Source organism: Leptospira congkakensis, from assembly GCF_004770265.1.
GTDB classification, from domain to species: Bacteria; Spirochaetota; Leptospiria; order Leptospirales; family Leptospiraceae; genus Leptospira_A; species Leptospira_A congkakensis.
In genome coordinates, this window is sequence record NZ_RQGQ01000001.1 from 97,328 (window position 1) to 123,867 (window position 26,540).

24 protein-coding genes are annotated in these 26,540 nt (G+C 39.7%); 10 read left to right on the forward strand and 14 right to left on the reverse strand.

What is annotated here, in order from left to right; translation table 11 throughout:
- Positions 1 to 86: 86 nt before the first annotated feature.
- The 6 genes from EHQ70_RS00405 to EHQ70_RS00430 all read right to left on the reverse strand — a co-directional run bounded on the left by EHQ70_RS00405 (position 87) and on the right by EHQ70_RS00430 (position 5,734).
- Positions 87 to 326 carry a helix-hairpin-helix domain-containing protein gene (locus EHQ70_RS00405; protein ID WP_135583007.1) on the reverse strand — a complete coding sequence of 80 codons (240 nt, stop codon included), beginning with the start codon at positions 324 to 326 and terminating at the stop codon, positions 87 to 89.
- Between the two features lie 38 nt (positions 327 to 364).
- Positions 365 to 1,990, reverse strand: coding sequence for a TPM domain-containing protein (locus tag EHQ70_RS00410; protein ID WP_208729483.1), 1,626 nt, complete (start codon positions 1,988 to 1,990; stop codon positions 365 to 367).
- A 45-nt stretch (positions 1,991 to 2,035) separates the two neighbouring features.
- Positions 2,036 to 2,860: a carboxypeptidase-like regulatory domain-containing protein gene (locus EHQ70_RS00415; protein WP_244288174.1), complete on the reverse strand. Its 825-nt coding sequence runs from the start codon at positions 2,858 to 2,860 to the stop codon at positions 2,036 to 2,038.
- A gap of 185 nt (positions 2,861 to 3,045) precedes the next feature.
- Positions 3,046 to 3,858: a carboxypeptidase regulatory-like domain-containing protein gene (locus EHQ70_RS00420; protein ID WP_135583008.1), complete on the reverse strand. Its 813-nt coding sequence runs from the start codon at positions 3,856 to 3,858 to the stop codon at positions 3,046 to 3,048.
- 176 nt (positions 3,859 to 4,034) lie between these two features.
- On the reverse strand, positions 4,035 to 4,898 hold the full coding sequence (locus EHQ70_RS00425; RefSeq protein ID WP_244288175.1) for an Ig-like domain-containing domain: 864 nt from the start codon (positions 4,896 to 4,898) through the stop codon (positions 4,035 to 4,037).
- Positions 4,899 to 4,915: 17 nt separating this feature from the next.
- Complete coding sequence (locus EHQ70_RS00430; protein WP_135583009.1) at positions 4,916 to 5,734, reverse strand: LA_0442/LA_0875 N-terminal domain-containing protein; 819 nt, start codon at positions 5,732 to 5,734, stop codon at positions 4,916 to 4,918.
- A 266-nt stretch (positions 5,735 to 6,000) separates the two neighbouring features.
- Between EHQ70_RS00430 and eat the strand changes: the two genes are divergently transcribed.
- Positions 6,001 to 7,293: an ethanolamine permease gene (gene eat, locus EHQ70_RS00435; protein WP_135583010.1), complete on the forward strand. Its 1,293-nt coding sequence runs from the start codon at positions 6,001 to 6,003 to the stop codon at positions 7,291 to 7,293.
- A 101-nt stretch (positions 7,294 to 7,394) separates the two neighbouring features.
- On the opposite strand, the gene EHQ70_RS00440 is transcribed toward eat, so the two are convergent.
- The 4 genes from EHQ70_RS00440 to EHQ70_RS00455 all read right to left on the reverse strand — a co-directional run bounded on the left by EHQ70_RS00440 (position 7,395) and on the right by EHQ70_RS00455 (position 12,728).
- Positions 7,395 to 9,467 carry an adenylate/guanylate cyclase domain-containing protein gene (locus EHQ70_RS00440; protein ID WP_135583011.1) on the reverse strand — a complete coding sequence of 691 codons (2,073 nt, stop codon included), beginning with the start codon at positions 9,465 to 9,467 and terminating at the stop codon, positions 7,395 to 7,397.
- Entirely contained in the window at positions 9,468 to 11,030 is a 1,563-nt protein-coding gene (locus EHQ70_RS00445; RefSeq protein WP_135583012.1) for an FMN-binding glutamate synthase family protein, read from the reverse strand.
- Between the two features lie 29 nt (positions 11,031 to 11,059).
- Positions 11,060 to 11,458, reverse strand: coding sequence for a response regulator (locus EHQ70_RS00450; RefSeq protein ID WP_135583013.1), 399 nt, complete (start codon positions 11,456 to 11,458; stop codon positions 11,060 to 11,062).
- A gap of 238 nt (positions 11,459 to 11,696) precedes the next feature.
- A complete protein-coding gene (locus tag EHQ70_RS00455; protein WP_244288176.1) occupies positions 11,697 to 12,728 on the reverse strand; it encodes a PAS domain-containing protein in 1,032 nt (343 codons plus the stop codon).
- 160 nt (positions 12,729 to 12,888) lie between these two features.
- Here EHQ70_RS00455 and EHQ70_RS00460 point away from each other — a divergent pair, with 160 nt between their 5' ends.
- On the forward strand, positions 12,889 to 13,242 hold the full coding sequence (locus EHQ70_RS00460; RefSeq protein WP_135583014.1) for a single-stranded DNA-binding protein: 354 nt from the start codon (positions 12,889 to 12,891) through the stop codon (positions 13,240 to 13,242).
- Positions 13,243 to 13,288: 46 nt separating this feature from the next.
- Here EHQ70_RS00460 and EHQ70_RS00465 read toward each other — a convergent pair whose 3' ends face one another.
- Together EHQ70_RS00465 and EHQ70_RS00470 are read right to left on the reverse strand one after the other, a co-directional pair.
- Positions 13,289 to 14,362, reverse strand: a complete 1,074-nt coding sequence (locus tag EHQ70_RS00465; protein WP_135583015.1) for a hypothetical protein — start codon at positions 14,360 to 14,362, stop codon at positions 13,289 to 13,291.
- Positions 14,363 to 14,413: 51 nt separating this feature from the next.
- Positions 14,414 to 14,920, reverse strand: a complete 507-nt coding sequence (locus tag EHQ70_RS00470; RefSeq protein ID WP_135583016.1) for a DUF3332 family protein — start codon at positions 14,918 to 14,920, stop codon at positions 14,414 to 14,416.
- Between the two features lie 130 nt (positions 14,921 to 15,050).
- Here EHQ70_RS00470 and EHQ70_RS00475 point away from each other — a divergent pair, with 130 nt between their 5' ends.
- Genes EHQ70_RS00475 through EHQ70_RS00505 form a run of 7 tightly spaced genes read left to right on the forward strand, consistent with a single transcriptional unit; the run spans position 15,051 to position 20,835 of the window.
- Positions 15,051 to 16,514 carry an MBOAT family O-acyltransferase gene (locus EHQ70_RS00475; RefSeq protein ID WP_135583017.1) on the forward strand — a complete coding sequence of 488 codons (1,464 nt, stop codon included), beginning with the start codon at positions 15,051 to 15,053 and terminating at the stop codon, positions 16,512 to 16,514.
- 47 nt (positions 16,515 to 16,561) lie between these two features.
- Positions 16,562 to 16,909 (forward strand): PilZ domain-containing protein, encoded by a 348-nt coding sequence (locus EHQ70_RS00480; protein ID WP_135583018.1) that lies wholly within the window; start codon positions 16,562 to 16,564, stop codon positions 16,907 to 16,909.
- Positions 16,906 to 17,598, forward strand: coding sequence for an NAD-dependent epimerase/dehydratase family protein (locus EHQ70_RS00485; RefSeq protein WP_135583019.1), 693 nt, complete (start codon positions 16,906 to 16,908; stop codon positions 17,596 to 17,598). The genes EHQ70_RS00480 and EHQ70_RS00485 overlap by 4 nt, the downstream gene beginning before the upstream one ends.
- Positions 17,595 to 18,332 carry a lysophospholipid acyltransferase family protein gene (locus EHQ70_RS00490; protein ID WP_135583020.1) on the forward strand — a complete coding sequence of 246 codons (738 nt, stop codon included), beginning with the start codon at positions 17,595 to 17,597 and terminating at the stop codon, positions 18,330 to 18,332. The genes EHQ70_RS00485 and EHQ70_RS00490 overlap by 4 nt, the downstream gene beginning before the upstream one ends.
- Before the next feature lie 24 nt (positions 18,333 to 18,356).
- Complete coding sequence (gene metK / locus EHQ70_RS00495) at positions 18,357 to 19,523, forward strand: methionine adenosyltransferase (protein WP_135583021.1); 1,167 nt, start codon at positions 18,357 to 18,359, stop codon at positions 19,521 to 19,523.
- A 3-nt stretch (positions 19,524 to 19,526) separates the two neighbouring features.
- Positions 19,527 to 20,492: a transketolase family protein gene (locus EHQ70_RS00500; protein ID WP_135583022.1), complete on the forward strand. Its 966-nt coding sequence runs from the start codon at positions 19,527 to 19,529 to the stop codon at positions 20,490 to 20,492.
- 16 nt (positions 20,493 to 20,508) lie between these two features.
- The gene (locus tag EHQ70_RS00505) at positions 20,509 to 20,835 is read left to right on the forward strand and encodes an ATP-dependent Clp protease adaptor ClpS (RefSeq protein WP_135583023.1); all 327 of its coding nucleotides are present in this window, start codon (positions 20,509 to 20,511) and stop codon (positions 20,833 to 20,835) included.
- A gap of 61 nt (positions 20,836 to 20,896) precedes the next feature.
- Here the strand turns inward: EHQ70_RS00505 and EHQ70_RS00510 are convergent, their stop codons facing one another.
- Positions 20,897 to 21,775: a glycogen-binding domain-containing protein gene (locus tag EHQ70_RS00510; RefSeq protein WP_244288177.1), complete on the reverse strand. Its 879-nt coding sequence runs from the start codon at positions 21,773 to 21,775 to the stop codon at positions 20,897 to 20,899.
- Positions 21,776 to 21,930: 155 nt separating this feature from the next.
- Between EHQ70_RS00510 and EHQ70_RS00515 the strand changes: the two genes are divergently transcribed.
- Positions 21,931 to 25,569, forward strand: coding sequence for a tetratricopeptide repeat protein (locus tag EHQ70_RS00515; protein ID WP_135583024.1), 3,639 nt, complete (start codon positions 21,931 to 21,933; stop codon positions 25,567 to 25,569).
- Positions 25,570 to 25,657: 88 nt separating this feature from the next.
- Here the strand turns inward: EHQ70_RS00515 and EHQ70_RS00520 are convergent, their stop codons facing one another.
- The gene (locus EHQ70_RS00520; protein ID WP_135573612.1) at positions 25,658 to 26,470 is read right to left on the reverse strand and encodes a WecB/TagA/CpsF family glycosyltransferase; all 813 of its coding nucleotides are present in this window, start codon (positions 26,468 to 26,470) and stop codon (positions 25,658 to 25,660) included.
- Positions 26,471 to 26,540: the final 70 nt, after the last annotated feature.

Below are 26,540 nucleotides of genomic sequence, written 5' to 3' on the forward strand. Positions count from 1 at the left end.
GAATGTGGACAACTAATTTTCATTAGTTTGTCCAAAAAGTGAACTAAAACCGTTTAAAACGTTCTAGAAAGTGGTTTCCACCGTTTCTAACGGTTTTGAAAATAAAGGTGAGTGAACTTCGATTCATCTTTCAATTGAATCCCTAGATTTGTTAGTTCAGCTTCAAGTTTGGGGAGGGAACTGGGACCAAACCCATGCAATCGAAGTAGGTCTTTTTTCGTAAATCGAGATAGATCTTCGAGTTTTGAAATCCCAAGTTCATTGATCAAAGCTCTCTGGGCAGGTACTCCGAGAAAACTTAAAAAATTAGAATCATTTGTTTTCATATTCGATTCTTCCAATTCATCACTTGGGTAAAGGGCATCTAGTAGCTACCGCCGCTTCCGCCTCCACCGGATGAACCTCCACCAAAACTTCCTCCCCCGCTGCCACCGCCACCAGAGGAGCCGCCAGAACTGCTCTTTTGTTTTTTGGGAATGGTTTCGTATTCGGTGGCACTATGTTTGCAGTGAGCACAATTTCGTCTGACTTCTACCTTACCCGAACTGCTGTAAGTTGCTTCTGAAAGGATGCGGCTGGATTTACAAACAAAGGTTTCGAACTTACAATCCGGGCAGGTCTTGATTTTACGAAAGGAAGTGCCTTTGTAAATGTATTCTGGATCGATATTGGGAAATTTGAGAATGGAATTGGCCTCGCATCCCGGACATACCCAAACATCGTAATCTATGGAATTCACTAGCTCTTCAGAAATTTGACCTTTCGACAAATGGGTGTTATCCTCTTCTTCCGAAAGTTTGATCATAGCGGTTCCACATTTTTTACAGTTTCTGGGTGTGTTGCGAATGTTTTGTAATCGTTCCATCAACTTACGCATTCGTAAGTCTCCCCAAAAAATAAAGAAGACAATGATGCTTGCAACAATGAGAAAAATTGATATAGGGAATAAGGCATCCTCTAACACCAAAGACAATAGAGTGATGGCAATGATGACGGGACTGATCACAATTCCATAAAACAAAATAAAATCTGTTTTGTGGACAATATGGTATTTGGCAGTTGGAGAAGGTGTGAGCCAAACCACAATCCTTTGGAATAAATTTAAAAATAGAAAAAGACCTAAATAACCGAAGATAAGAAACTTCTTATTTCGAAACGATTCTTCCTTTTCTATTTTTTCTTGTTCGGCGAATTTTTCGTTTAACAATCTTGATTCTTCATCGTTTAAAAAATAGTTTCCAGTGGTATTGTATCTATCAACGGTTTCTTCTAAGATTTTCTTTTCATCATCTGTGAGTTGCGAGTAGGGTTTTCCTTGGTAATCATATTCATCGGTTCGTTTTGACTGATTGGATGTGTCATTGTTTGAAGGATCTTCACTTATATCTGTCGCAACATTTGTGTTAGATACATTGATTACTAAATTTTCCACCGCGATTTCTGGATGGTTCAGTTTATTGATCAGTGCGGCAACCGTATCGGCATGACCCTTTTGAAAATCATCAGCTTTAAAAGAAGGAATGGTGTAGGTATCAATGATTCGTTTGACTGTGACGTCTGGAAGGGCTCCTTCCAGACCATATCCAATTTCGATTTCCACACGCCTTTGGTCGATGATGTGTAAAACTAGGATTCCATTGTCCTTGCCTTTTTTCCCAATTTTCCAATGATTAAATAGTGCGACGGCAAAGTCTTTTGGCACATAACTTCCAATCGTCGGCAATGTGACGACCGCAATTTCCAATCCACTCGAAGCTTCTTCTGCACTGATCATATTGTCGATGACTGACGCGTCTGTCAAAACACCGGCACTGTCTTCTACCCAACTATTTCTTAGTTCCTTAGGATTGGGAACTTTGGAAACAAGTGAGTCTATGGATTCTTCATGGGAAGGGGAGCAGAAGAAAATTGTGAGCAGGGAAGTTGCTACGGCGAGAGTCAGTAGAATCTTATGGAAATAGGTTTGTCTTTGGGTAAGGAGTGCATTCACGACCGCTAAATCATAGAAGAGCGGATTGGGATGTCAAGCCTCTAGTTATGGGGGAAGCCCACAAGAGGATCCACAAGTAAAGGAAATGGTTCTTGGAGTGAGAGGAATTCCAGACTGAGAACGAATCCCGGGGCCCAAAGAAATCGTATAAGTAGTTTCGTTAACAAAGCCGTCTGGCATTCCATGAAGTGACTGGCCTTGTATGCTAACGCTTTCTACGGAAACTGGTGGAGTGATCAAAATATTCTCAGAAAACCATGTAGAGTAAGGCACTTCATCTTCTGGAAGTAGAATGATATCTGAAAAATAGAAAGAGAGCATTGATGGAGCATTTTCTACGTAAGCATTATTTTTTGGACCCGAATCAGTAAGTTCAAAAAAACTAGGTTGGTTTCCTGGTTCATAAGCAAAAAAACTCGAGACTTCCACAAGACTAGAATTGTCTTTGATTTCCGTAACTCGAATGTCTAGAGGTGAAGAAACAAGAAGTGTGAAGCTAAAATATGAGGAGCCACCTTTTGTCACTGTAAATGTGGTGGAGCCGGTTGATAAATGAATGAAAAATCTCCCACCAGAATCCGTTGTTGCCGATGAATCTAATCCATCGAGTCCATTGGATCGGCTGGCAACCGTAAGAGTTGCATTTGGAACTGCTGCACCTGTTTCATCACGAATTTGGCCAGTGATGGAAATAGCAAAGGGTGAAGGAGTCAGTCCGCCCAGAAGAGGGAGTCCTAGGAGAATGGATGAGTCTTCTTTGGGATCAGAAACCAGGATGCTTTGAACGAAGGGGTTGAAGTAGCAGTTTGCTTGGATTGTCAGCAGAACTAGAAGTAAGGAATATTTGAGTTTACGTATGATAAAATTCATTTTCGTAAATATGGCGTCTTAAATGATAAGTCGCCGCGGCATAAATTTATGCGAATATATGAATTTTATGATATATAGTTATGATTTGTCAAATCAAAAATAGCCTGATTTATGTCCCTGGACATACGGAGCAAGTAGGCGAGATCGGTATTATTTTTGAAAATAGGAAAATACTTGGATAGCAATTAAGATCCACTGCAACTAGGTTGGCAAAGAAATGTAAGAGTTCGCGGTTTTAAAGTTTTACCAGCCGCCGATTTAATTCCTGATCCAAATATAAATATATTCGGCCCAATAGAACCAGCCGACGCATTGTAAATTGTAAGTACATTGTTGGTTATTTCAGATGCCTCCCCATCAAGTGTTTTGGTAGGATACGTTAATATATTTGCATCCAAAAAGGTTTGTTTGTCCCCTGGAACATCCAAGTTTTCAGAGAATGTAATATAAAGATAGGTTGGCCAAATTTCAAATGTTGTTCCTTCTGATATCGGAGAAGTGGAAACTATATCAAAATAATTCGGAATGGAACCTTCCGAATAAAATTCCATATTGATAGCACCAGCGCCAGCAACTGATGATGCAACGACAGATACAACACCTGGGCTTGGAATTGAAATTGTGAATGTAAACAACACCGAACCTGATTGTTCTACTCGAAAGGTTGTTTCGCCTAAACTTAAAGTAAGATAAAACCTACCTCCTTCATTTAATGAGGTAGTGCTGGTGAGACGAGGTGATGGATTGATTTGGCTAAGGATAGTCAAGGCACCGTTAGCGACAGCAGCTCCATTTGCATTAACTACTTGGCCTGTGATGTTGACAGTTCTTGATCCAGTAAGTGCAGCGGCAATTCCCAATTTAGATGCTGGATTTGTGTTTTCTTCAATTTCTGGATTCACAACCATTTGCACCGCTGGATTGAAATAACAATTCCCGAGTAACATCCCTAAACTCAAAAATACTGCAACAGATAGTAAATTAAATCGCGAGCTCATATCGTTTCTCCAGAAAAAAGAGGGATTGTTTTACAAAAGGAAAATCTCTTAGGTTAGGAACCTAAGAGGTTAATTGTATGGGACGTAGTGATGTTTGGCAAGAAATTTATTGATTACGAAGGGTAACCGAACTGAAATTAACCGAATATTTCCTCTCTCAACCCAAAAAATCTTTATTAATAAGCACAAGCTTCCGGTAGGCTGTAACAAAACTTAATTCTACGCGGTGTCAGCGAATTGCCCGAAGCAGATTTGATATTAGAAGTAAAATCTATAGTATATACATTGCTATATGTAAATTCTCCTATTGCCATAAGTGGAATTTGATTTCCAAAAATACTTGAAGGTAGATATCCAGTCCCTATCGCAGGTGAAATGATCACAGAATTTTGAGCCCAAGATAAATTTCCTGGCTCTACATCTGCAGGAGCTTCATTGAATTCTAAAAATATTGCATTCGGAGCTTTTCCTAAATTAACGTTATGAATATTTACTTCTGACTCTCCTTCTAAAGTGAACACTCGTACCAACTCAAAAAAGCTAGGTGACTCGCTACCGTTCATTGTACCTAAATTGGAAATTTCAAACAATTCGGAAGTGCCACTTATCTCTGCTGTGATCGAAGTTGGATCCAAAACGTCCAATGAGAGGGTAAAAAGTGGAGAGTCATTTTGTGAAACTACAAAACTAATCCTGCCTGATTGGAAAGGTAAATAAAACCTTCCCCCCGAATCAGTTGTGTAAGGTGGTAAAATGGATTTGGATTGGGGTGAAATAGGTGAAGGAGCTAAAACAAGATTTGCTAGTGCTGTGCCATATTGATTACGGATTTGACCCGTGATCTTTAGGTCAGATACTCCTGGGCCGAGTCCAAGTAAACTAAGAAATGAATTATCATTTTTTTCTTCCACTGGATTTAAGATTCCGTTCACAATCGGATTGAAATAACAATTTTGAAAAAACGAAATGGAAAAGACTAATAATCCAATCGTTTTTTTCAATGGCAGATAAGAAGTCATTCTGGAGTATCTAAATTTCATATCAATATACCTAGAGCTTACTTCTTCTTCTTCAAAGATTCTAAATCTTTTTCGAGTTGTTCTAACTCGTATTTTTCTTCCGCTTCTTTCAGTTCTTGTTCGGTTCTGATTTGTTCTACGGCTTCATCTTTGATGCGTTTGATTTCGGAATCAGAGACCATACGATATCCATTTCCATCGCAAACATCAACGATAATGGTTTTACGAGTGACTGTGATGAGAAATCCACCGAGAAGAGTAATCGCCATATCTTTCCAAGTAGAAGTTTGTTTGATCCGAACAGGGCGGTTGTCTTTGGGAAGTAATACATTCCAATCAGGTTCGTAGAAACGTAAGGCACCAAACAACCAAAAGTATTCTGGATATTCTTGGAATGCCTGGCATTTTGCCGAGTCGGGAGCGAGAGTGATCATGTTACCATCAGCAACAGACCCAAGAACAAAGGAATCACGAAGGCTATGGGTTACGACTTCGCCTCCTTCTTGTTTCGCTTTTCTTTCTGATTCTTGTCTGGATAATTCTTCTCTACGTTTGCGGATTTCTTCTTGTTTGGCTGCGATGGCTTTTTCTTTTTCAGATTTTCGTTTTTCTTCTTCTTCTTTACGAATGTTTTCTTCTTCTGATTCCGCAATGTCTTTGTAGATAATTTTTAGGACAGTTTTTTTGGAAATCACCATGTGTTTTCCGTTCTGTGTGTCCACTTCGACACTATCCACGTTTTGGTTGGTCACAATCCCTTTGATGGATTTGCCTTGTTTGAGAAGGATGGTTTGTACAGCGCTTAATGGAAAAATAAAAAATAGAAGTATAATTAAGGTTAATTTGATGTTTCGCATTTTTTTAGGTCCGTTTTCTAGTATTTTCCCTATATTAATAAAATTTAGAATCATTTGCAATACCGAAATTTTGCATTTAACAGAAATACTTCGAGAAATGAGGTCTCGATTTTGCAAGGAGATGGATGTTTCTCACCAAACAATCGAATTTGAATGTAAAAAGTAGTAGATAATAGCCGCAGTATGATTCGTATTTTATGTTTTGTTCATTCGGTTTAAAGTTGATCATTCCAATAAAAATATAGTGGTTCATTAGAAAGAGGCGCATGAAAGAAGACCAAAAGATGCATAAAGTTCTACATTCTGTCCATTTATGGGGCATCGCAGTGGGGCTTGTTATTTCCGGGGATTATTTCGGTTGGAATTTTGGATGGTCCAAAGCTAGTTTTTGGGAATTCAGTTTTGCTGTGGTTTTGATCGCCACTTTCTATGTACTATTTGCCCTTTGTTTTACAGAACTGGCAGCCAGCATCCCGCAGTCGGGTGGGCCTTCTGCTTATGCAAAAAAAGCACTTGGGGATTTGTTTGGGCTTGTCACTGGATATTTGGTTCTTGTTGAATTTTTACTCGCACCGCCGGCGATTGCCTCTGCTCTCGGTGGGTATATCCATTTCCTATTTCCCGTTATACCAGCGTTTGGTGCCGGTATAGTAATGTTTTGTTTCCTTTTATTAATCAATTTAACGGGGATCAAACAAACGGCTCGGTTTGAACTTTTTGTCACTCTTGTCGCTGTGTTTGGACTTTTGTTCTATTTAGTTTTTCTTGTACCACATATTTCCTTGGATCGTATTCCTAATTTTCCAGAAGTAACTTCTATCTCTTGGGGATCTGTATTTCTTTCTATTCCTTTTGCCATTTGGTTTTTTTTAGCAGTGGAAGGAGTGGCTTTGGCTGCCGAAGAAGTTCGTAATCCGGCAAGGGACATTCCTATTGGATATACCGCTGGTATTTTTACTTTACTCTGTTTGGCGGGACTCATTTTTGTTTTCACAGCTTCTGTTGTAGATACCAAAGAAATTTCTGAATTGGATTATCCTTTGTCTTATGTATTACAAAAGTTATATGGCAAGGATCAAATTTGGCCTTTTGTGTTTACCTTCATTGGTTTGTTTGGACTTGTTGCTTCTTTATTTGGGATCATCCTTGGAAATTCGCGGTTGATTTATGCTATGGCTAAGGAGGGTTACTTACCAAATTACCTTTCTAAATTGAGTAAGGGCACTCTTGTTCCACAAAATGCAGTTCTTTCTGGTGGCGTATTGGGAATTTTTTGTATGTATTTTTTTGATACCGCAGAACTTATCACCATATCTGCATTAGGTGCATGTGGAATGTATCTACTTAGTTTGGTTTCCTATTTTGTTCTTCGCAAAAAAGAACCGCTGATGCCACGGCCGTACAAAGCTCCTTTTTATCCGATCCTTCCTGGAATTGCTTTAGTTCTTGGAATTGTCGCTTGTGGTTCGGTTTGTTTTTCCGAGCCTTATCTGGCACTTGGAGTAGTTGGATTTGGATTTTTACTGGGAATTGGTTACCGTTTCCAATCAAAAAGCTAACTTGATTTGAATCCAATCCAATGAAGTTGCCATTGGAATTCATTTTGCGTTTGGAATCAAAATTCAGTTCAGTTCAATAAATAGCAAAGTTAAATATTGAATTAACTTCCCTGTTCCATTTTTGGTTTGGCTTGTGCTTCGTAACAACGATCCAAAAACAATCGTGAAACAGAATCATCTGGGTTTGTATCAAGTAGTTTGGCAAAACTATCGATTGCCTCTTCAAAATCTTCTCTGCGGAAGGCATCCAGTGCGAGTGTATAATCATCTTTGGTGGAAACAAGCCTTGCTGCTTTTTCTGGTTCGTATCCATCCAAAACTTCTACAACAAAAACCGATTCTGTTTTTCCTTTGATCGCCACTCGGTCCAGGAGTCGGTAATGGTATCCTAATCCGTCAGATGCTTCGATAAAAGTGTCTGCACTAATCACAATCCGAGAAGAAAAGAGTTTGGTGATTCCTTCAATTCGAGAGGCAAGGTTGACTGCGTCTGAGATAACGGTTCCTTCCATTCGCTTGTGCTCACCTAAGATTCCTAAGGTGAGATTTCCTGTATGGATTCCAATCCCTACTTCAATCGGAATATAACCACAGTTAGACCTATGCCCGTTATAAATGCGAATTGCTTCTTGCATTTCTACGGCTGCTTTGACCGCATCGTTGACATCATAAGGAAATAATGCCATCACGGCATCACCGATGAATTTATCGATAAAACCATTGTTGTGTCGAATGATTGGCCCCACTCGTTGGAGGTAACTATTTAAAAAATCAAAATTTTCTTTAGGAGTTAGTGTTTCCGAAAATTCGGTAAAGGACCTAATATCCGCAAAGAGGATGGTCATTCTTTTTTGGACTTGGTCTCCTAAATCTACGTGGCGGATATCGGTTTTGCCCAAATGGAATAGAAACTCGGTCGGAACAAAACGACTAAAGGAAACGCTGAGTTGTTTTTGTTCATGGGCAAATTCGAGAGATTTGTTTATGTTTTGGCGGACAATCCGTCCAAAAGTAATAACTTGTAAAAAAACAAAGATCACAACACTAGCAGGTGCTATGTACATAGTGTGGATGTAGGATTCTGCATGTAGAACATCATTTGTGGCAGCAACCAAAACTAATAACATACCAGCTAACAGAAGTTTTGATTCCATTCTGTTTTTTTTGTAGGCTTTATACAGATATATAAAGATAAAAACACCATTCCCAACAAAAGCTATAGGATAAATGGATGCAGTTTCCGTAAAATAAACTGGAGGAAGTAACAATCCCAAACTTAATAGAATGGAAAGTGTGTAAAAGAAGGTTCCCACTTTTTTAGAGAAATCTTCTGGAAAGATTGTATAAAAATAATGATAGAGTAGGGGAGCCGACCAGAACCAAGAAATGTATTCTAGTCGTAACAAAAACCAATATGGGAAATCATAAAATTCTGATATGATTCGTTCTCCCGTAGAAATGGTTCTAAAAAATACTGCCAAAGAAAACAGAAAAATCCCAATCGTATGTTTCCCATCTCGATTGTAAAAATACATCACTAGAAAAAATAAACCAACAAATGCTAAAACGGAAGATAACATGGTTTCGTTTATTTTTCGTTTGGTGAGCCTACTTTCTGCCTTCGTATAGGTTGATAAAGCGACATCGGTCCAAATTCCACCTTTCCTATGTACATAGTTGGCAACGTAAAGATCAATGGTTAGGTCTGAGGTTTGAGGCAAAACGACAATTGTTGATTTAACTTGCGGCGTGTATTCGTTTTGATTGGATCCGGGAGTTCCTGACCCACCTAAATACTTTCCGTTTACATAAATGGCGTACGAAGTGTCCTGTTCTTGGACAGTGAGGGCCATGGTTTCCGTAAGTTTTTCATTTAGTTTGAGTTTGATCCTAAAACTAGCATGACCAAAACCACCTAAAGTTCCGTATGGCATTTGGAATCCGTTCCAATGATTCGGAAGATTTAAGAACAAATCCGAATTTGTTTCTTGGATTTTGGAAGGAGGAGTGTTCCAAAAAAATTTCCATTCCCCGTTTAAGGAAACATAAGTTTGTTCGGTAAACGAATGATTACTTAGATCCAAATACCCTTTCTTTATTTCTGCTTTTACATTCCTCTCCTCAGAAAGACAACTGAGTTGGAATAACATAAGAATGAGAAAGAGTTTTTTCATTTAGGTTTGTCGTTTTGGAAATACAGTATAATCTTGAAGTTTGGTAAAATGCACTTCGTCTCGTTTGTAACCAAGTAGACCTTCCAATGTTTGGTAACGATTCATACCCATGCTGATTTCAACATCCTGGCCTGTAAATTGGCCTGGGTGTTCATAGCCGCAGGAATGCGCTAAACTAAGAAGTTCTTTGCGAAATCCTTGGATGTATTTGGCAGCACGTTTTCCTTTGATTTCTGGATCCACTCCGCGTTGTAACCACCAGTTCTGAGTGGCAACTCCAGCGGGACAGTGGTCGGTATGACATTTTTGTGCTTGGATGCAACCAATGGATAACATGGCTTCTCTAGCTATATTGATTAAGTCACAACCCATAGCGATCGCAACAACGGCTCGGTCGGGAAATCCAAGTTTCCCAGAACCAATCCAAACAATTTGTTCGGATAATCCTTCTTTTTGAAACAGAGTATAAACTCTTTGGAATCCTATTTTAAAAGGTAAAGATACGTGATCGGCATAGGTGAGAGGAGCGGCACCTGTTCCCCCTTCTCCACCATCGATTGTGATAAAGTCGGGCCCAAGAGAAGTTTGTTTGATTTCACGTGCGAGTTCTTCCCAAAACTCAATTTCCCCAACGGCACTTTTGATTCCGACAGGAAGGCCTGTTCCTGATGCAATTCTTTCAATGAATTGAATGAGTTCTTTAACGCTTGTAAATTCACTATGAGAATTGGGAGAGATACAATCTTTTCCTTCTTCTACATGACGGATGGCTGCAATCTCGGCGTTTACTTTTTTTGCAGGAAGGATTCCACCTTTGCCTGGTTTTGCGCCTTGTGAAAGTTTGATTTCGATCATTTTGATACAAGGGTTCTTCGCTACTTTTTCTTTCAAAACTTCCAAACTAAATTTTCCCGATTTGTCTCTGGCACCAAAGTACCCAGTTCCAATTTGCCAAACCATATCAGCCCCTTCCATATGATACTGGCTGAGGCCCCCTTCGCCTGTATTCTGATAGGCGCCGGAATCTCTAGCTCCTCTATTGAGAGCCATCACTGCATTTTTTCCAAGGGAACCAAAGGACATTGCAGAAATATTAACAATGGAATAAGGTCTGTAAGGAAATTTACGTTTGGGCCCAATGATTTTTAAACAAGGGATACAACTTGGATCTTGGTTGTGGACATAGGCCTTGGATTCTGGATAAGGGAAGGCTTTGTGTTTGATGATAGGATATCCCGGTTCGTATTGGATTTCTGTAGTTCCAAATCCAAAGTTATTGTTTTGTCCTTTGGCTGTGGCATAAATCCAACTTCTTTCGGTTCGATCGAAGGGACGTTCTTCTTTGTCGTGGGCCACCCAATACTGTCTGAGTTCGGGCCCGATCATTTCTAGGAAATAACGGAGACGTCCCACGATTGGAAAGTTTCTCTGAATCGTGTGCGTTTTTTGAGAAATATCTCGGATAAAAACAAACACAAGAAACAGCAACAATCCAACGAATGTGGAAACTACGGGATAGGTTTCAATCCAATTGAGTATCTGATCCATAAGGGGTGCGTCCATTTCTATATACGAAGCAAAATGATGACAAGCTAAGATTGAACGTGTGAAATTGATTCCAAAAGTTTTTCTTTTGTGAAGGGTTTGAAGATGTATCCGGAGATGATGGGAATTTTGGCTGCACGGTCTGTGTCGGCGAGGTCTACGGAAGAACTGACCAGAAAAATCTCAATGGATTTGGGAAACTGAGGTAACATTTTTTCAAACGCATCTAAAAATTGCCAACCGTCCATAAGAGGCATATTGATATCTAAAAAAATAATATCAGGGAGTTGGTCTTTGTTTTGAACTTCTGTTTGCAAAAAAGCCAAAGCGTTTTCCGCATCGGAGAAAATTAGGACTTCCCCTTTGATTCCCGCATTGGATATGATTTTTTTGGTAGTGAATTGGTAGATTTGGTCATCGTCGATCACACAAATTTTGGGAGTCATTTGCCTCTCCCATTGGGAAAGTACATAGGCAAATCAGTCCCATTCCCAAGTTTGGAACTTACCTCTATTTGTCCTCCCGCCAATTCGACTTTTACCTGAATCAAAAATAACCCCGAACCCTTACCCACTATCTGACGATCAAAAGTCTGTTTTAAATGAAAAATTTGGTCATCATTTGGGTTTAAATCGATCCTATGATCCGAAAAGGAAATGGTTGGAATTTTAGGATCTTTTATTTTTAGGAATCAGGATTTTCGATTTTGAATCCAGAGTTGTTATTTTGCGAAACTGAGTTTAGGTTTTGGATGACATCCAATAATTGGTTTTCCCATCCTTTGGTGTCTTTTGGATTTTTGGATGTTTTCATCAAATCCAAAAGAGTTTGGAGCCCGTGCAGAGATTCTTGTACTACAAGAGAGGTGGATTGTTCGGACGATTGTAGATTTTTGTTTTGAAGGAAAAGGGATTCGGTTTTGTCTTTTAATACTTCGTTACTTTTACGAAGTAAATTTTCATTTTTTTTCTTTTCATCAATATCAATAATTTGAGCCAAATAGTGAATGGGGTGGCCGGTATCATCTCTTAGTACAGTCACAGTAGTGAATGCCCAAACGTTGTTTCCTGATTTGTGAATGTATTGTTTTTCGAGCGAATAGTTGTCTGTAATTCCTTTTTGTACTTCATCTCGAAGTTTTAAATTTTCTTCGAGTTCGTCCATAGAACTGATATCAGAAAAATGTTTACCAATGACTTCAAAGATTTTGTAACCTAAAAAATTTGCAAAAGAATCATTGGTTTCATCTATATAACCATTTTTTCCAGTTAATACAAGCCCAATAGGTGAGTCATGAAACATGGTTTTGAATTTACGTTCTGCAATGGCTAAGTTTGCTTCGGTATCTATTTTTTCAGAAATGTCCCTAGAAGAAGTATGAAGGTATTTTGCTCCCGATGTCGGGTGAATGGTCAAACGGTTGTCAGACTGCAACCAGATATAACTTCCGTTTTTGTGTAAAAAACGAAAAGTGGAATGGATGTTTTCTTCTCCACGGAGGAGCGGTTGGTGTGATCTTTCTTGGATTAACCTTCTTTCGTCGGGATGAAAATAATCATAAGGATTTTTGCCAATGAGTTCTTCTGATTTGTAACCAATGATTTTTTCTGAATTGGGGCTAACGTAAATATACGTTCCGTCTGGTTCATGTAGACATACCAACTCACGGCTAATTGCCGTTAAAAGATGAAGTATTTCTGAATCGGGGAGTCCCACAAACAAGATCCTTATTTTTTCCAATTGGTTGTCTATCGGAATTGTCCTTTTGGGGCAGAGCTTTCATAAAATTAGAGGGAAATTTCTTTTTTTGAAACCAACCCATAGAAAAACGAACCGGTCTTTGTATGGCCAAGAAAATTGAATTAAGGATACTCAAATGAAAAATCTATCGTATATCATTCTAGACGGAAATTTAACCGCAGACCCAGAAGAAAGAAATGTCGGAGGGGGAAAGTCCCTTGCCATTTTTACCGTTGCAGTCAATCATACTGCGGGCAACCAAGAAAGTAAGGACAAAGAGGATGTGTCTTTCTTTGAAGTTGAAGCTTGGGAAAAATTGGGTGAGAACTGTGTCGAATACCTAAAAAAGGGAAGTAAGGTGACGATCATGGGAAATCTAAAACAAAACCGATGGAAAAGTCCGGAAGGTGAAAACAGGTCTAAGTTCAAAGTAACTGCTTCCACCGTCAGGTTTGATAGTATGCGTAAACAAGATTCGAAGGCTGCGTAAAATGTAGATACGGGTGTTGGAGATTTCCTTCACCCGTTAAATATTGTTAGGGGGTAGGTATCGTTCTTTTTTTATGTTTTGAATGAGTAGGAGAATCAAAAATCGAATGGTTATCGTTTTGGTCAGTTTTGGAATTTTCCCCAGATTCCTCGGTTAGTTTTTTATCATCACTACGATCTTCTTGGATTGTTTGTTTTCCGTTTTTGATCACGGACAAAATTCTAAAGTATCTAGGTGAAGAAACTAAGTTCCACTCTCTAAAATAATACTTTGTAAATGCATGTTTAGGTCCATACACTCCATTTGTAGAATCGATTTTGTTTTTGATATTGGTTTTGAAATCGGCTTGTTCTTCTTTTGTTAGGTTCGGGAACTGTGCCACTTCCCCATCCACATAACGATTTCGTAAAATATCCAATTCCCTTCGGTTACGCCCGGAGACGTCTTCAAAAAAATATTGATTGGGGGCATTACAATTTCCCGCATAGGATTCACAATTGGGCACTAGATGCGGGTTTACATATTTGAGTTCCAGATAGATACTAATGTATTCTCCTGGGTTTGGAACTTTTCCATCTTGGATTTCTAAAACTTGAGGAACACTGTCTCTATCTGTGTATTGTCTTTCAATCGCTTCACGTGAGATTTTAGTTTCAGGGGTAGTGCTATTCACCTTCACAGGTTTTTTTGATTCCCCAACAATCACTTTGTTTCGCATCACTTCTGTTTTGGTCTCTAAAATTTCATAGGCTTGGAAATTAACCGGTTGTTTGGCGATGATCTCACCCTTTTGGTTGATCACGATGATATGATGTTCTAAAATAGTACCGGAAATAATTTCTTCTATTATGCTTATCCCCGCATCCTCAAAAAATAAATCTAGTTGGATGAATGGAATTTTGTTTTCCGAATACTCTATACTCACCCCAGGTTCTTGTGTTAAAGGTTTTTTTCCTTCTTTGGATTCGGAGTGGACTGCTTCCGATTTTGTAATCATCCGAATGCGGTTGAGATTGATTTGTTCTGTATGAGTCGGGAATGACGGAATGAAAACCTGTTGCGGAGTTTGGCATCCGAATGAAAGAACTAACAGGAAGGAAAGAGAATACAAGCGCTTCATATAGTGAGTATCGGCCAGAGATTGCCCCTAAAATTAGGGGCAATGGGCAAGTTAGATGTGTTTTACGCCGGCTGGAGGAAGGATAGGTCCGCTCACTTGAAGGATTTCTACATATTTTCCATTCACCAAACGGAATGCTTTTTCCGGTTTGTCTTTTAAGAAATATACTGCTTCCATTCCTTTTTGTGTAGGAGCTTCCATTTTCAAAACCTTTCCCCACTCAGAATAAGTAAGAGTAATGGTTTGACCATCTTGTGTGTATTCTTTTACAAGTTTACCATCAAAGTCATACTCTGCCATTGCGATTGGATTTCTGTCGGTCCAGAATTCAATTAAGTTGAAAATGAGAACATCCAAAATTCCGCCAACGTAATAAGCGATAGAAATTGGAAAGAGCATTAAAAGGGAACGAAAGAAACCTGCAACCTTTCCTGTTCCGATTTGAATGTTTCCGTTGAAAGAATAAATTGCTTTCGTAAGGCCAAATTTTCCGAAACAGTTTGCGAATAAACCAATGGAAAGAATTCCAATGAGTGCCGATTTGAATATTTTTTTCATTTTTACCTCGTAGTTCTTGAACTAAAAAAACTAAAGACCAATCCTAGGTGATTCAGGAATCATCTGCAAGCCGAAATGATTGACATGGTCATTTTTTCGAAGAATCTGGTCTGAATAGAAGGCAACTCCATTGATCTTTTCCGATTTTGAATATTTTGTCTTCTTTCTCTTTGTTTTTTTTACGGTTTGGTACGTATTCCCGACTATTTTTTCCAACCAATCTCGAGAAACACGAATCTTACATATATTTCTACTCATTAGTAGTTATTTCTTTTACATGTCTTGGGATTATCGTTTCGGTGCTCTCATTCTACTTTCCACTGCCATTGATTATTTTGTAGGTATCAAACTAAGCTCAGAAACTAGGGAAAAGGTTAGGTATTATCTTTTACTTTTTAGTTTGATTACAAACTTAGTTTTTATTTTAGGATTCTTTAAATACTATAACTTTCTTGTTACATCGGTGAATGCTGTCACCAACCCCTTGTTTGGTGCCGATACTTTGCCTGTTCTTAAAATTATTTTACCAGCAGGAATTTCTTTTTTTACCTTCCAATCTTTGTCTTATACAATCGATGTGTATCGCAAAGAAATCCCGGCTGAAAAAGATTTTGTTCGTTTTGCCTTATTTGTAAGTTTTTTCCCACAATTGGTAGCAGGGCCTATCGTAACAGCCCGAACCTTTATGCCACAATTGTACACTCCGAAAAAACTCGAAGATATTGAATTTCGTGTGGCGATTCGATTTTTTATGTTGGGCTATTTTAAAAAGGCAGTTTTGTCTGATATGGTAGCTCCCACCATCGACACGATTTACGCTGATCCATCTGGTTTTCACGCCTATGCTTTGTTAATTGGTGCTGCCCTAGGTGGAATCCAAGTGTATTTAGATTTTAGTGGGTATTCCGATATGGCCATTGGAAGTGCCATGTTGCTCGGTTATAAACTTCCCACAAACTTCAACTTACCATTCCTCGCCACGTCTGTTTCTGGATTTTGGCGTCGTTGGCATATGACACTCAATTCTTGGTTACGTGATTATATTTATATTCCTATGGGTGGTAGTCGGGTAACTTCAGTAAGACGAAAGTTTAATCTTTGGTTCACAATGTTTGTGAGCGGGGTTTGGCACGGCGCACAGTGGACTTTTGTGTTTTGGGGATCCTTAAACGGATTTTTTTACGTTTTGGAAGAGATTTGGAAAGAATGGTTTCCGGACAAAAAGAACCAGACAGAAACCAAACATTGGTATGCGGCGGCTCCTCTTTGGCTCTTTCAGAATATTCTCAATAGCTCTATTTTCTTTTTGGGAGCGGTTTTTTTTCGTTCCCTCAATTGGGAAAATGCTTGGATTCACATTCGGGGAATATTTACATTCCAAGCCGGACAAATTCGTCCCTATATGTGGAAAGACTTCCTTTGGATTCTATTTTTCCTCTATTTAGGCCATATCATTGGGTATTTTATCTTTGAGAAGGGAAAAGGCAAACAAATCCCTGCCAGTTTGGAATTTGCCCTATACCCCATTCTCTTTCTTGTCTTAAATTTAGCTACACCGGAAAATTCTGTTCCGTTCATTTACTTTCAGTTCTAATTTGCTTTTTTCGTTTCCAATAATGTGAATCCTTGTAGCTTGTTGCTATGGAAAGTGAGCGAAGGCTTCCACGAATATCCCCCGGTGACTTTTCTGGATTTGAAGTCCAATTGGATTTGGAAGGGATCACACTTTTTGGAAAGTTAGGGAATATTTCCGAAGAGGGCCTTTGTTTTTTGGGTGAGGACGATTTACTTGGTGACGAAATCGAATCCCAGGTTTTGGGCAGTATTGTTTGGGCAAAAGGCACCAAACGGATGTTCTTTGAAGGAACAGTGATGTGGACCCAAACTTCCAAAATCAAAAATGTAATTTATTATATTGCTGGAATCCAATTTCAAGAAAGACTCAATCTAACTGATTCAATGCTCGCACGTAGTTTGGAGATCAAATGAAAATACTACTTCTGGGTGGCACCGGTCTTATCGGTAAACAAGTGTTACTATCTCTTGTTTTTTATCCCCAAATCAAAAAGGTGATTGTTTGGGCCAGAAACTCACAATCTGCTTCCAATCCCAACGTACCCATTGAAGTCATACAAGTAAAGTGGGAGGACTTTCAATCTGGAAAGGTTTCTATCCCCGATGGTTTGGATGCTGTGTTTTGTTGTCTTGGTACCACCATTAACAAAGCAGGAAGCCAAGAGAAATTTAAAGAAATAGATTACGAATATCCTTTGCTTGCGGCAAAACAAGCCAAAACAAAAAAGGTTCCAGGTTTCTATATCATCACTGCTATGGGATCTGATTCCAACTCTTCTATATTTTATAATCGAGTGAAAGGGGAAATTGAAACGGAACTTCGTAATTTACAATTCCCGTTTTTAGGAATTTTTAGACCTTCCCTTCTGATTGGTGAAAGGGAAGAAGTGCGAATGGGTGAAAAAGTAGGGGAGTTTCTTGGAAATCTAATTCCTTTTGGACTTCTAGGACTCAAAAAATTCAAACCAATCCCTGGTGAATATGTTGCCAAATCCATGATCTATTCTTTATTACACGACAAACCAGAAGCAGGAACAGCCCCGCAAGTGAAAGTTTATGAAAACGATGTCCTTTGGGAGATCGGTAAGGACCATTCTTTTTGATTCCAGATAACAAACAAAAACCCTATTCCAAAACCAAATACATCATCCTGAGTTGGGTGGTTCACTTCATCGTAAGAGTTTGGTATTTATTCATTCGAAACCAAAAGTTTATGATTCCCGAAGAAAGTGCCAAAGTCATTGAAACTGGTTCTGGATATATCATTGCTGTTTTTCATGAAACAACTCTTTCTCTTTACCGACACGCCACAGAGTATTTGAAACGAAAGAAAAAAGCGGATATGGTCGCTCTTGTTTCTCAATCCAAAGATGGTGAAATCATCCACCAAACCTTTGCTCGCTCTAACTTACGTTCAGTGCGAGGTTCTTCCACAAGAGGGGGAACGGGTGCCTTTCGCAATATCCTCAAAGAAATGAAACAAGGTGCGGTTCCTATCTTTACCGTAGATGGTCCAAAAGGGCCTAGGCGAGAAGTAAAACCAGGTGTCATTGTGACCGCTTCTCTTACAGGTTTTCCCATCCTATATTTGCATTCTTGTTATGACAGGGCTTATACTTTCAAAAGTTGGGACAGGCATTTTTTCCCTAAATTTGGGGCGCGTCTTTTCATCCAATACGGGGAACCGTTTTTTGTTCCGAAAGGTCTTTCGGAGAGCCAAATGGATGAATATGCCAAAAAATTGGAAATTGCCATGGGGAAAAATGCAGAAAACCTGGAATCCTATGTGCGGGAACGTTTCCCTGACAATTCTATTGACGTACCGCCTAAACTCTAAATTTTAACCAAGTAAGGTAAAAAAATGTCATCTCTCAAAAACTATATCTTCACTTCCGAGTCCGTATCTGAAGGACACCCAGACAAAGTCTGTGACCAAATTTCCGATGCCATTCTCGATGCATATTTAGCCCAAGATCCGAAATCCCGTGTTGCTTGTGAAACTCTTGTAACAACAAACCTTGTTGTGATTGCCGGTGAGATCACCAGTAAAGGAAAAGTGGACACACAAGAAGTGGCCCGCGATGTGATTCGAAAAATTGGTTATAACGATATCAATATGTATTTCGATGCAGACTTTGCTGTGGTTTCTTCCCACGTTCACGCTCAGTCTCCAGACATTGCCCAAGGGGTAAACGAAGGAGAAGGTCTTCATACTGAACAAGGTGCTGGTGACCAAGGTCTTATGTTTGGTTTTGCAATCGCGGAAACTCCAGAACTAATGCCTGCTCCTCTTTACTACTCACACAAACTTTTGGAAAACCTATCTGACCTTCGTCATACAGGTAAAATCGATTGGTTACGTCCTGATGCAAAATCGCAAGTTACCATCCAATACGAAGATGGAAAACCAAAAAGAGTCGATACTGTTGTAATCTCTACGCAACACAAACCAGGTGTGACTCACAAACAAATCGAAGAAGCAGTCATCGAAGAATGTATCAAAAAAATCATTCCTAAAGAACTTCTTACAAACACTCGTTATTTTATTAACCCTACTGGTAAATTTGAAATTGGTGGGCCACACGGTGATACAGGTCTTACAGGACGTAAAATCATCGTAGATACTTACGGTGGAATGGGTCGTCACGGTGGTGGAGCGTTCTCTGGAAAAGATCCATCTAAAGTGGACCGTTCAGCAGCATATATCGGCCGTTATATTGCGAAAAACGTAGTGGCTGCTGGTCTTGCTCATAAATGCGAAGTACAACTTGCATACGCAATTGGTGTTGCGGAACCAGTATCTGTTCTTGTTGATACTTTCGGAACAGGAACCATTTCTGATGAAGAAATTGCAAAACGAGTTTTGGCAAATTTCAAACTCACTCCAAAAGGAATCGTAGATGGTCTTGATCTTCTTGGAAAGGGAAGAAAATACCAAGAAACAGCGGCTTATGGCCACTTTGGTAGAACAGGTAGCACATTTACTTGGGAAAAAACTGATAAAGCGGAAGCTTTAAAAAAAGGATAAATAATGGGAGCACCTAGCCAATCCACCGCAGACAAAAAAGCAACGAGAGATGCCTACGGCGAAGCCTTAGTTGAGTTAGGTGCATCTAGACAAGATGTCGTGGTTTTAGATGCGGATCTTTCTGGTTCCACTAAAACTGCGGATTTTAAGAAAAAATATCCTGAACGATTTTTTAACGTTGGTGTCGCTGAACAAAACTTAGTTGGTCACGCGGCAGGCCTTGCTCTTTCTGGGTTTGTGCCTTTTGCTTCTAGTTTTGCTATGTTTTTATCCGGCAGAGCTTGGGAAGTAGTTCGTAACAGTGTCGTTTACCCAAAGGTAAACGTAAAACTAGTTGCCTCTCATGGTGGAATCACTGTGGGTGAAGACGGTGCATCTCACCAATGTATCGAAGACTTCGCGATCATGCGAGTCATTCCAGAAATGACTGTGATTTGTCCTTCTGATTTTAACGAAACCAAACAAGTCATCCATGCTATCGCTGATTACCAAGGCCCAGTGTACGTAAGGGTTGGTCGTCCGGCAATTCCTGTCATTGAAAGAGAAAACTACAAATTCCAAATTGGAAAAGCAGAAGTCATCTCTGATGGAAAAGACGTTTGTATCATTGCCAATGGTGTAATGGTAAACGAAGCCATGATTGCTGTGGGCCTACTCAAAGAAAAAGGAATCAATGCAAGCCTTCTCAATATGGCAACTATCAAACCTTTGGACAAAGATGCCATCATCGCCAAAGCAAAAGAATGTGGTGCTGTTGTGACTTGTGAAGAACACAATGTGATTGGTGGTCTTGGTTCTGCAGTTTCAGAACTTCTTTCGGAAGAGTATCCAGTTCCTGTCATTAAAGTGGGAATGAAAGATACATTCGGAAAATCAGGAACTTGGAGTGGTCTACTCGATTACTTCGGTCTCCGCGCAAAAGACGTAGTATCCCACGTAGAAATCGCAATTTCCAAAAAGAAAAAATAGGGTTTTGGTTTCGGTTATGACCGGTGCCGGAGCTTCTCAACCATCCATCTTAGAAGAAACAGAAGTAAGGCCACGTCTTAGTGACGGGCCTTGGAAGGTTGTCCTTTGGGATGATGACTTTCATACTTACGAATACGTCATTGAGATGTTAATGGACGTATGCCAAATGCCTTGGGAAAAAGCCTTCCAACATGCTGTGGAAGTAGATACCAGAAAAAAAACCATCGTCTTTTCTGGAGAATTGGAACATGCAGAGTTTGTCCACGAACGGATCTTAAACTATGGTCCAGATCCTAGAATGGGTTCTTCGAAAGGTTCCATGACTGCCACTCTAGAGCAGTAAACTAATTACTTTTTTATTTTAAATACAATCTTCGAAGAAATGCAATCGCGAACGTCAGCGATTACATCTTACGTTCTAATGCATAGTTCCTTTCTGGAACGAGTAAGGAAGAGACTGATTCATTGGTATCTACTTTGATATTGGTAGTTGGATTGTAAGTATCCAACATATATTCTCCATCGACTATGAACTGGTAATGATATTCACCAGGTAATAATTTCTTTTCGAGAGTGAACACTCCCTTTCTGTCTTTTTTTAAGAAGTCATGTTCTGGGTTCCAATCGTTAAAACTTCCCACCACTCGAACCACTTCTGCATTTGGAAGGTAAATTTGAAATTTAACTGTTCGTAAGTCCCGTTCTTCATTTGCCGAATCTTCCAGAACCATGGTTTTTGTTTGGCGATCCGTATCTTTGTTATCTAAAATAAAACGAGAATAGTAAGATCCAGATCCATCTTCCAACTTATCAAAGTTTTCTGGGTCATAAGTGAGAAGTCCATTCACTCGGAATTTGTATTCGTAAACAGGATCTTCTTCATAAGTATCCGTGATTTGAGTAGGTTCGATTACCGTGTAATAAATTCCGTATTGGTTCCGTTTCATATCAGAACATTCCCAATTGTTAAAACTTCCACAGATTTCTACGGCTTCCTCTCGGAGTCCATTATAAGTAAACAGAATCCCTCTGTGGATGAGTTTGCCAGAAGAAACATAAGACTCCACATCTAGATAACGAATGTAACGTGGAGCGATATTTTTTTTGAGACTTTCCAATTGCCAGAGGTAATAAACTGTATCCTGGTTTTCTGTTTCATCGGACATCTCCAGTTCTTTTGAGGAAAAACTTCCAATCCAATCCATCCCGTCGTCGGCAAAGATTCCGATTCCTGTGAAAAAGAGTAAAAATAGGGCGATTCGGATGGATTTGAATTTCATCATAGTCGTTGGTCGTGCAGGGTCCTTCTAGATAATTTTCGGCAGAAATGAAAAAAGAGAGTGAAAGGTTTTTTTACGAGCGAACCATCTGACATAATAAAAAAAATATTCTGTCATTTTAAGAACGGGCCGATAATTCATTAGGAATAGACCCTTAAATGGCTGAGCCGATAGACAAATTGAGTCCGGAAGAAATCACACAAATCGAGACGATGTTTTCGGCTCTCAATAAAAATCCGCTCTCATCGGAAGACTTAAATCCGATGGCGAAGGTTTTACGTGAGAAACTGGGATATACAAATCCCATCGCGCCCCAAGAACCAGAAACCGATACAGAAGAAGATTCAGGTTCTGCTTTTGATGATTTTGATAATGAAGGGGCAGGCGATTCTGAAGGCGGAGATCCTTTTACCGGTCTAGATGAGGACGACGATTTTGGTCCCCCCAAACTCCCTAACCGAGAAGCCGAAGAAGACGACGGAATTGATTTAGATGAATTACTTGGTGAGGACGGCCCTAAACCCACTCCGACACCAGCGGCCACCGATGATTTTGACTTTGATGCACCTACGGCTACAGACGATGCCGATCCATTTGCATCCGATGCTGGTGCTGCAGAAGAAGGGGATCCCTTCGCGGATATGGGTTCTACTCCTGCCGCTACCGAAAGTTTTGGTGATGATCCATTTGGAAATTTAGATGCGATCGATGAAGCTCCCTTAGAAGACAAACCAGCTCCTGTTATTGGTGATGATCCTTTTGCCAATTTAGGTGGGGATGACACTCCTCCTACAACCGACGAAGATCTGTTCGCTGGCTTTGATACTGGATCAGAAGAATCTACTTCTTCCGCTGATGATTTTGATTTTGGCGGTGGAGCAGAGAGTCCTGCTTCCGGTGACGATCCCTTTGCCGATATGGGTTCCACTCCCACAGCCACAGAAAGTTTCGGTGATGATCCTTTTGCAAATTTAGGTGGGGATGATTCTCCTTCTCCCGATACAGGTTCCGCCGATGATCCGTTTGGTGATATGTCATCTCCAAGTTCTGGTGGTGATACTTTTGGCGACGATCCTTTTGCGGATATGGGCTCCACTCCTGCCGCTACTGAAAATTTTGGTGATGATCCATTTGGAAATATGGACAGTCCGTCCACTCCTTCTCGTGACAACGAACCTGCTGACATGGGTGGTGGATTTGATGATCCATTCGGTGACTTGGGTGTGGGAATGGAACCTCCAAGTCTGGATGATGACTTAGGTGCACCTTCTTTTGATGATTTAGCTCCATCGATTGATGATATGCCTGTCTCTACGATGGATGACTTTGGCTCTGATGGACCAGGGGGATTTGAGGAAGATCTCATGTCTCTTGGTAAGGAAGAAGAACCAGAAGAGTCACTTGAGGCCAACCTAACGGATGAAGAATTAGCAGTCATCCAAGCAGAATTACTCCGTTATCCGCCAAAACTAAGGCGAACCATCATTGATACGATTGTGAACCAAAGGATTCCGGTTCGCAATCAAAAAGAAATCATTGAACTCATTAAGGCCCAACAAAAACCAGAAGACATTGCCAATTATTTAAGTGGTCTTCTGGGAGAACGAGTCGAACTCAGTGACTCAACTGGAAAGTTTGCCGCTGATGGTGTTCCTATCATTGCAAGTCGGGATGCATATACCAAAGAAGGTGCTGCCCGCAAACGAGAGTTAGTTCGTAGAACCATTTTGTCTTCTGCTGCCGCAGTATTCCTTGTATTTGGAATTGTCACTCTTTGGAAATATGTAATTGTTCCATATCGTGCCAAAGCGCAATACGCACTGGGACTTGAAAAAATTGAAGAGTTCAGTTACGAAACGGATGCATTAGAAAAGAAAAAACTTCTGGCTGATGCAGAGAATTATTTTATCAAAGGGGAAGAAATTTTCCCACATAACTTAGAGTTTTTGAATAAATACTGTATTGCTTATACCAAAGCAGGTCAGTATGAAAGAGCTTTTGAAAAATGTTTTGGGAAAGTGGAACCTGATTTCGGTTATGAACTAGAAGATAAGGAACATAAACGTGCTTGGGAAAACAGAAAAGAAGTACCAAATATTAGTTTTGCGAAAAAAACGGAATGGAATGATGCCGGCGTGGAAACAGCTGGAAGAAGGCCATTACCGGAACTTGCTTTTTACTTAACTTCACAAGATAAAGTTCCAAGAAAGGTTTTAAAAGCGGGCGCTTATATTGCCTCTCGCCTCAAATACAATGTCCACGATATTGATACTTACATTGCACTCGGAACCTTTCACTCTTTCCATAGAAAGGATTTTATCGAAGTTCCACCTGGTAGTAATCGTAAAAAATATAAAAATGACCATCTCGCCATTGAATACTTCAAACGAGTGTTTACTGATGGGGGTGATCCCGATAATGTTGATGCCATTGCAGGGATTGCTAAGATTTTTTATAACAAACAAGAGTTTGGAACAGCTGTTAAATACTATAACGATATCATTGAAAAGTATCCTAAAAATGCCATTGGGCATGGCGGAATTCTATCAACCTATATTGAGATGTGGAAACGAGATAAAAATCCACAGTATGTCCTCAACCACCACAGACAGGTTCGTAATGCTCTTAATATAGAAGATGAATTATCTCTATTTGTATTAGCAAAACTGGCATCCTTCTATATTGATTTGGATTCCGAAGAAGTCAGAATCAAATACAATATCAACCCAGAAGACCAAGTCACTGGGATGGAAATTGATGATAATGTGGAATACCTCCTAAACATTGCTTATGGAAAAGAGGGTGGTTCCAAATTTGCGGAAGGATATTACCAAAGAGCAAGATTCTATTTCAAAAAAGAGGAAGCGGCACGCGCCCTCAAACAATTGGAGTTGGCATCCACTTATGATATCCGTCATTACTTAGCAGTTTTGCTAATGGCTGAGTATTATATTCAAACGGAAAATTATGATGAAGCAGTGAAGTTACTGCGAGAAGCCGATGATCGTTACCAAAACTATCGTGACCGCCTCGGAGAAAGAGATGAGGATGAAACCTTACTCGAAGGAAGCCCTGGTAGGATTTCGTTTAACTTAGGTAAAATTCAATTTTTAGAAGCTGCTGGAATTAACATAACAGACAATATACGAGAATTCCCTGGTAAAAAAATCTATCCAGAACGTAGTATTGGAACTCTTTCTTATGAAGAAAAAGAAAGACGGAATGGACTGTTTATGGCTCGTGAATCTTTTCTTGCGGCCCTCGATCGCGATATCTCGAAAGATCCAAAAATTGTCAGAGAATGTTATTATTACCTAGGTTGGATTGATTACAACCATGGTGACTTTGCGCAAAGTTTAGATTTTTGGGCAGAACTTCCTGAAGAAGATATTTACAATAATGCTACCTTACTTTTTGGAAAAGGAAATGCGTTCTATTATACAAGACAATACAATGCAGCTCTTGGTAACTATCTGAAGTTAAAAGATGATTTTGAACTCAAAGAACAAAGTTTGGGTCGAGTCGATACAGAAAACTCTGACCATAGGGAAGTTTATGAAACCCTCACTGCTCTTTATAATAACATTGGAGCAGTGTATGAGAAAAAACAAGATACCATCAATGCCCTCAAATACTATTGGAAAGCAATGGAAACGGCAAGAAAAATTGGTTCTGTGAGCGAAATTGCAAACTCTAACAAAGATTTGGTGTTTGCTCGTGCAAAACTAGATAGAGAACCACTTCTCGAAGATTGGTTGGCTCCAACTCTTGATCGATTGGGTCAGATTAAAAAATAGATTCTACGAAATTAGGGAGAAGTTGGTGAATGGAGGATAGATGCATTCTATCCTCCGAGATTGGTTTGTTCTTGATTTGTATTTTGAATTAATGTTTGCGAAATCGTTCGCGGATCCCGAGTAAAAAGAAGTAGAAAGTTTCCCACATCCTTTGGATTCGGTAAGGTCTTGCGATGATCCTCCAAAGCCAGATGAGTCCTCTTTCCTTAAACCACTCCGGTGCTTTTTTGTCAGCACCAGATAACATATCTAAGGCGCCACCTACACCAATCACAACCGCTTTACCAAAATATCCTGTATTGTTTTCGATCCAAATTTCTTGGTTTGGAAAGTCCATTGCAAGGAAAATGATATCCGGCCCAGTTTTACGAATGGCTTCTTTGACTCGCATTTCGCGTTGTCTATCGAGATGGCCTGCGTGCCTTCCTACAATTCTAACTTTGGGAAAATGTCTTGTGAGGTTGAAATAAATACGTTCCACAATTTCATCTTTGGCACCAAAGATGAATGCTGTGAATTCTTTGAGTTCTGCCAAACGAATGAGGTCCATCATGACAGCAATAGGAGTGACTCGTTCTTTGAGTCTTCCAGAAGTCATCCAACCAATCCCTGCACCTTCCACCAAAATAGTTCCTGCTTTTTCTGCAATGCGGTGGAGTGATTTTTTGGGACGCATCCTCATGAGTTTGATGGGATCTAAAAATAAAACATGGTGCATGCCTTCTTTTTTCTCGAGCACGCGAAAGAGTTTGGCTATGGCTTCGTCTGTAGTGACATTGTCGATGGGAATTCCCAAAACATTCAGAGTTTCTAGCTTAGAAACATCGATATTTTGGTATTCCAGTAGTATATCCCTCTCATCTTTTGAGGAATTGTGAACGATTTCGCTCAGTTGCTTCATGTAGCCGGGCTTTCCTTTCCTATCTAAAACATTATGTCCAGTACCCTCTATTGTCGCCTCTAAATTTTTA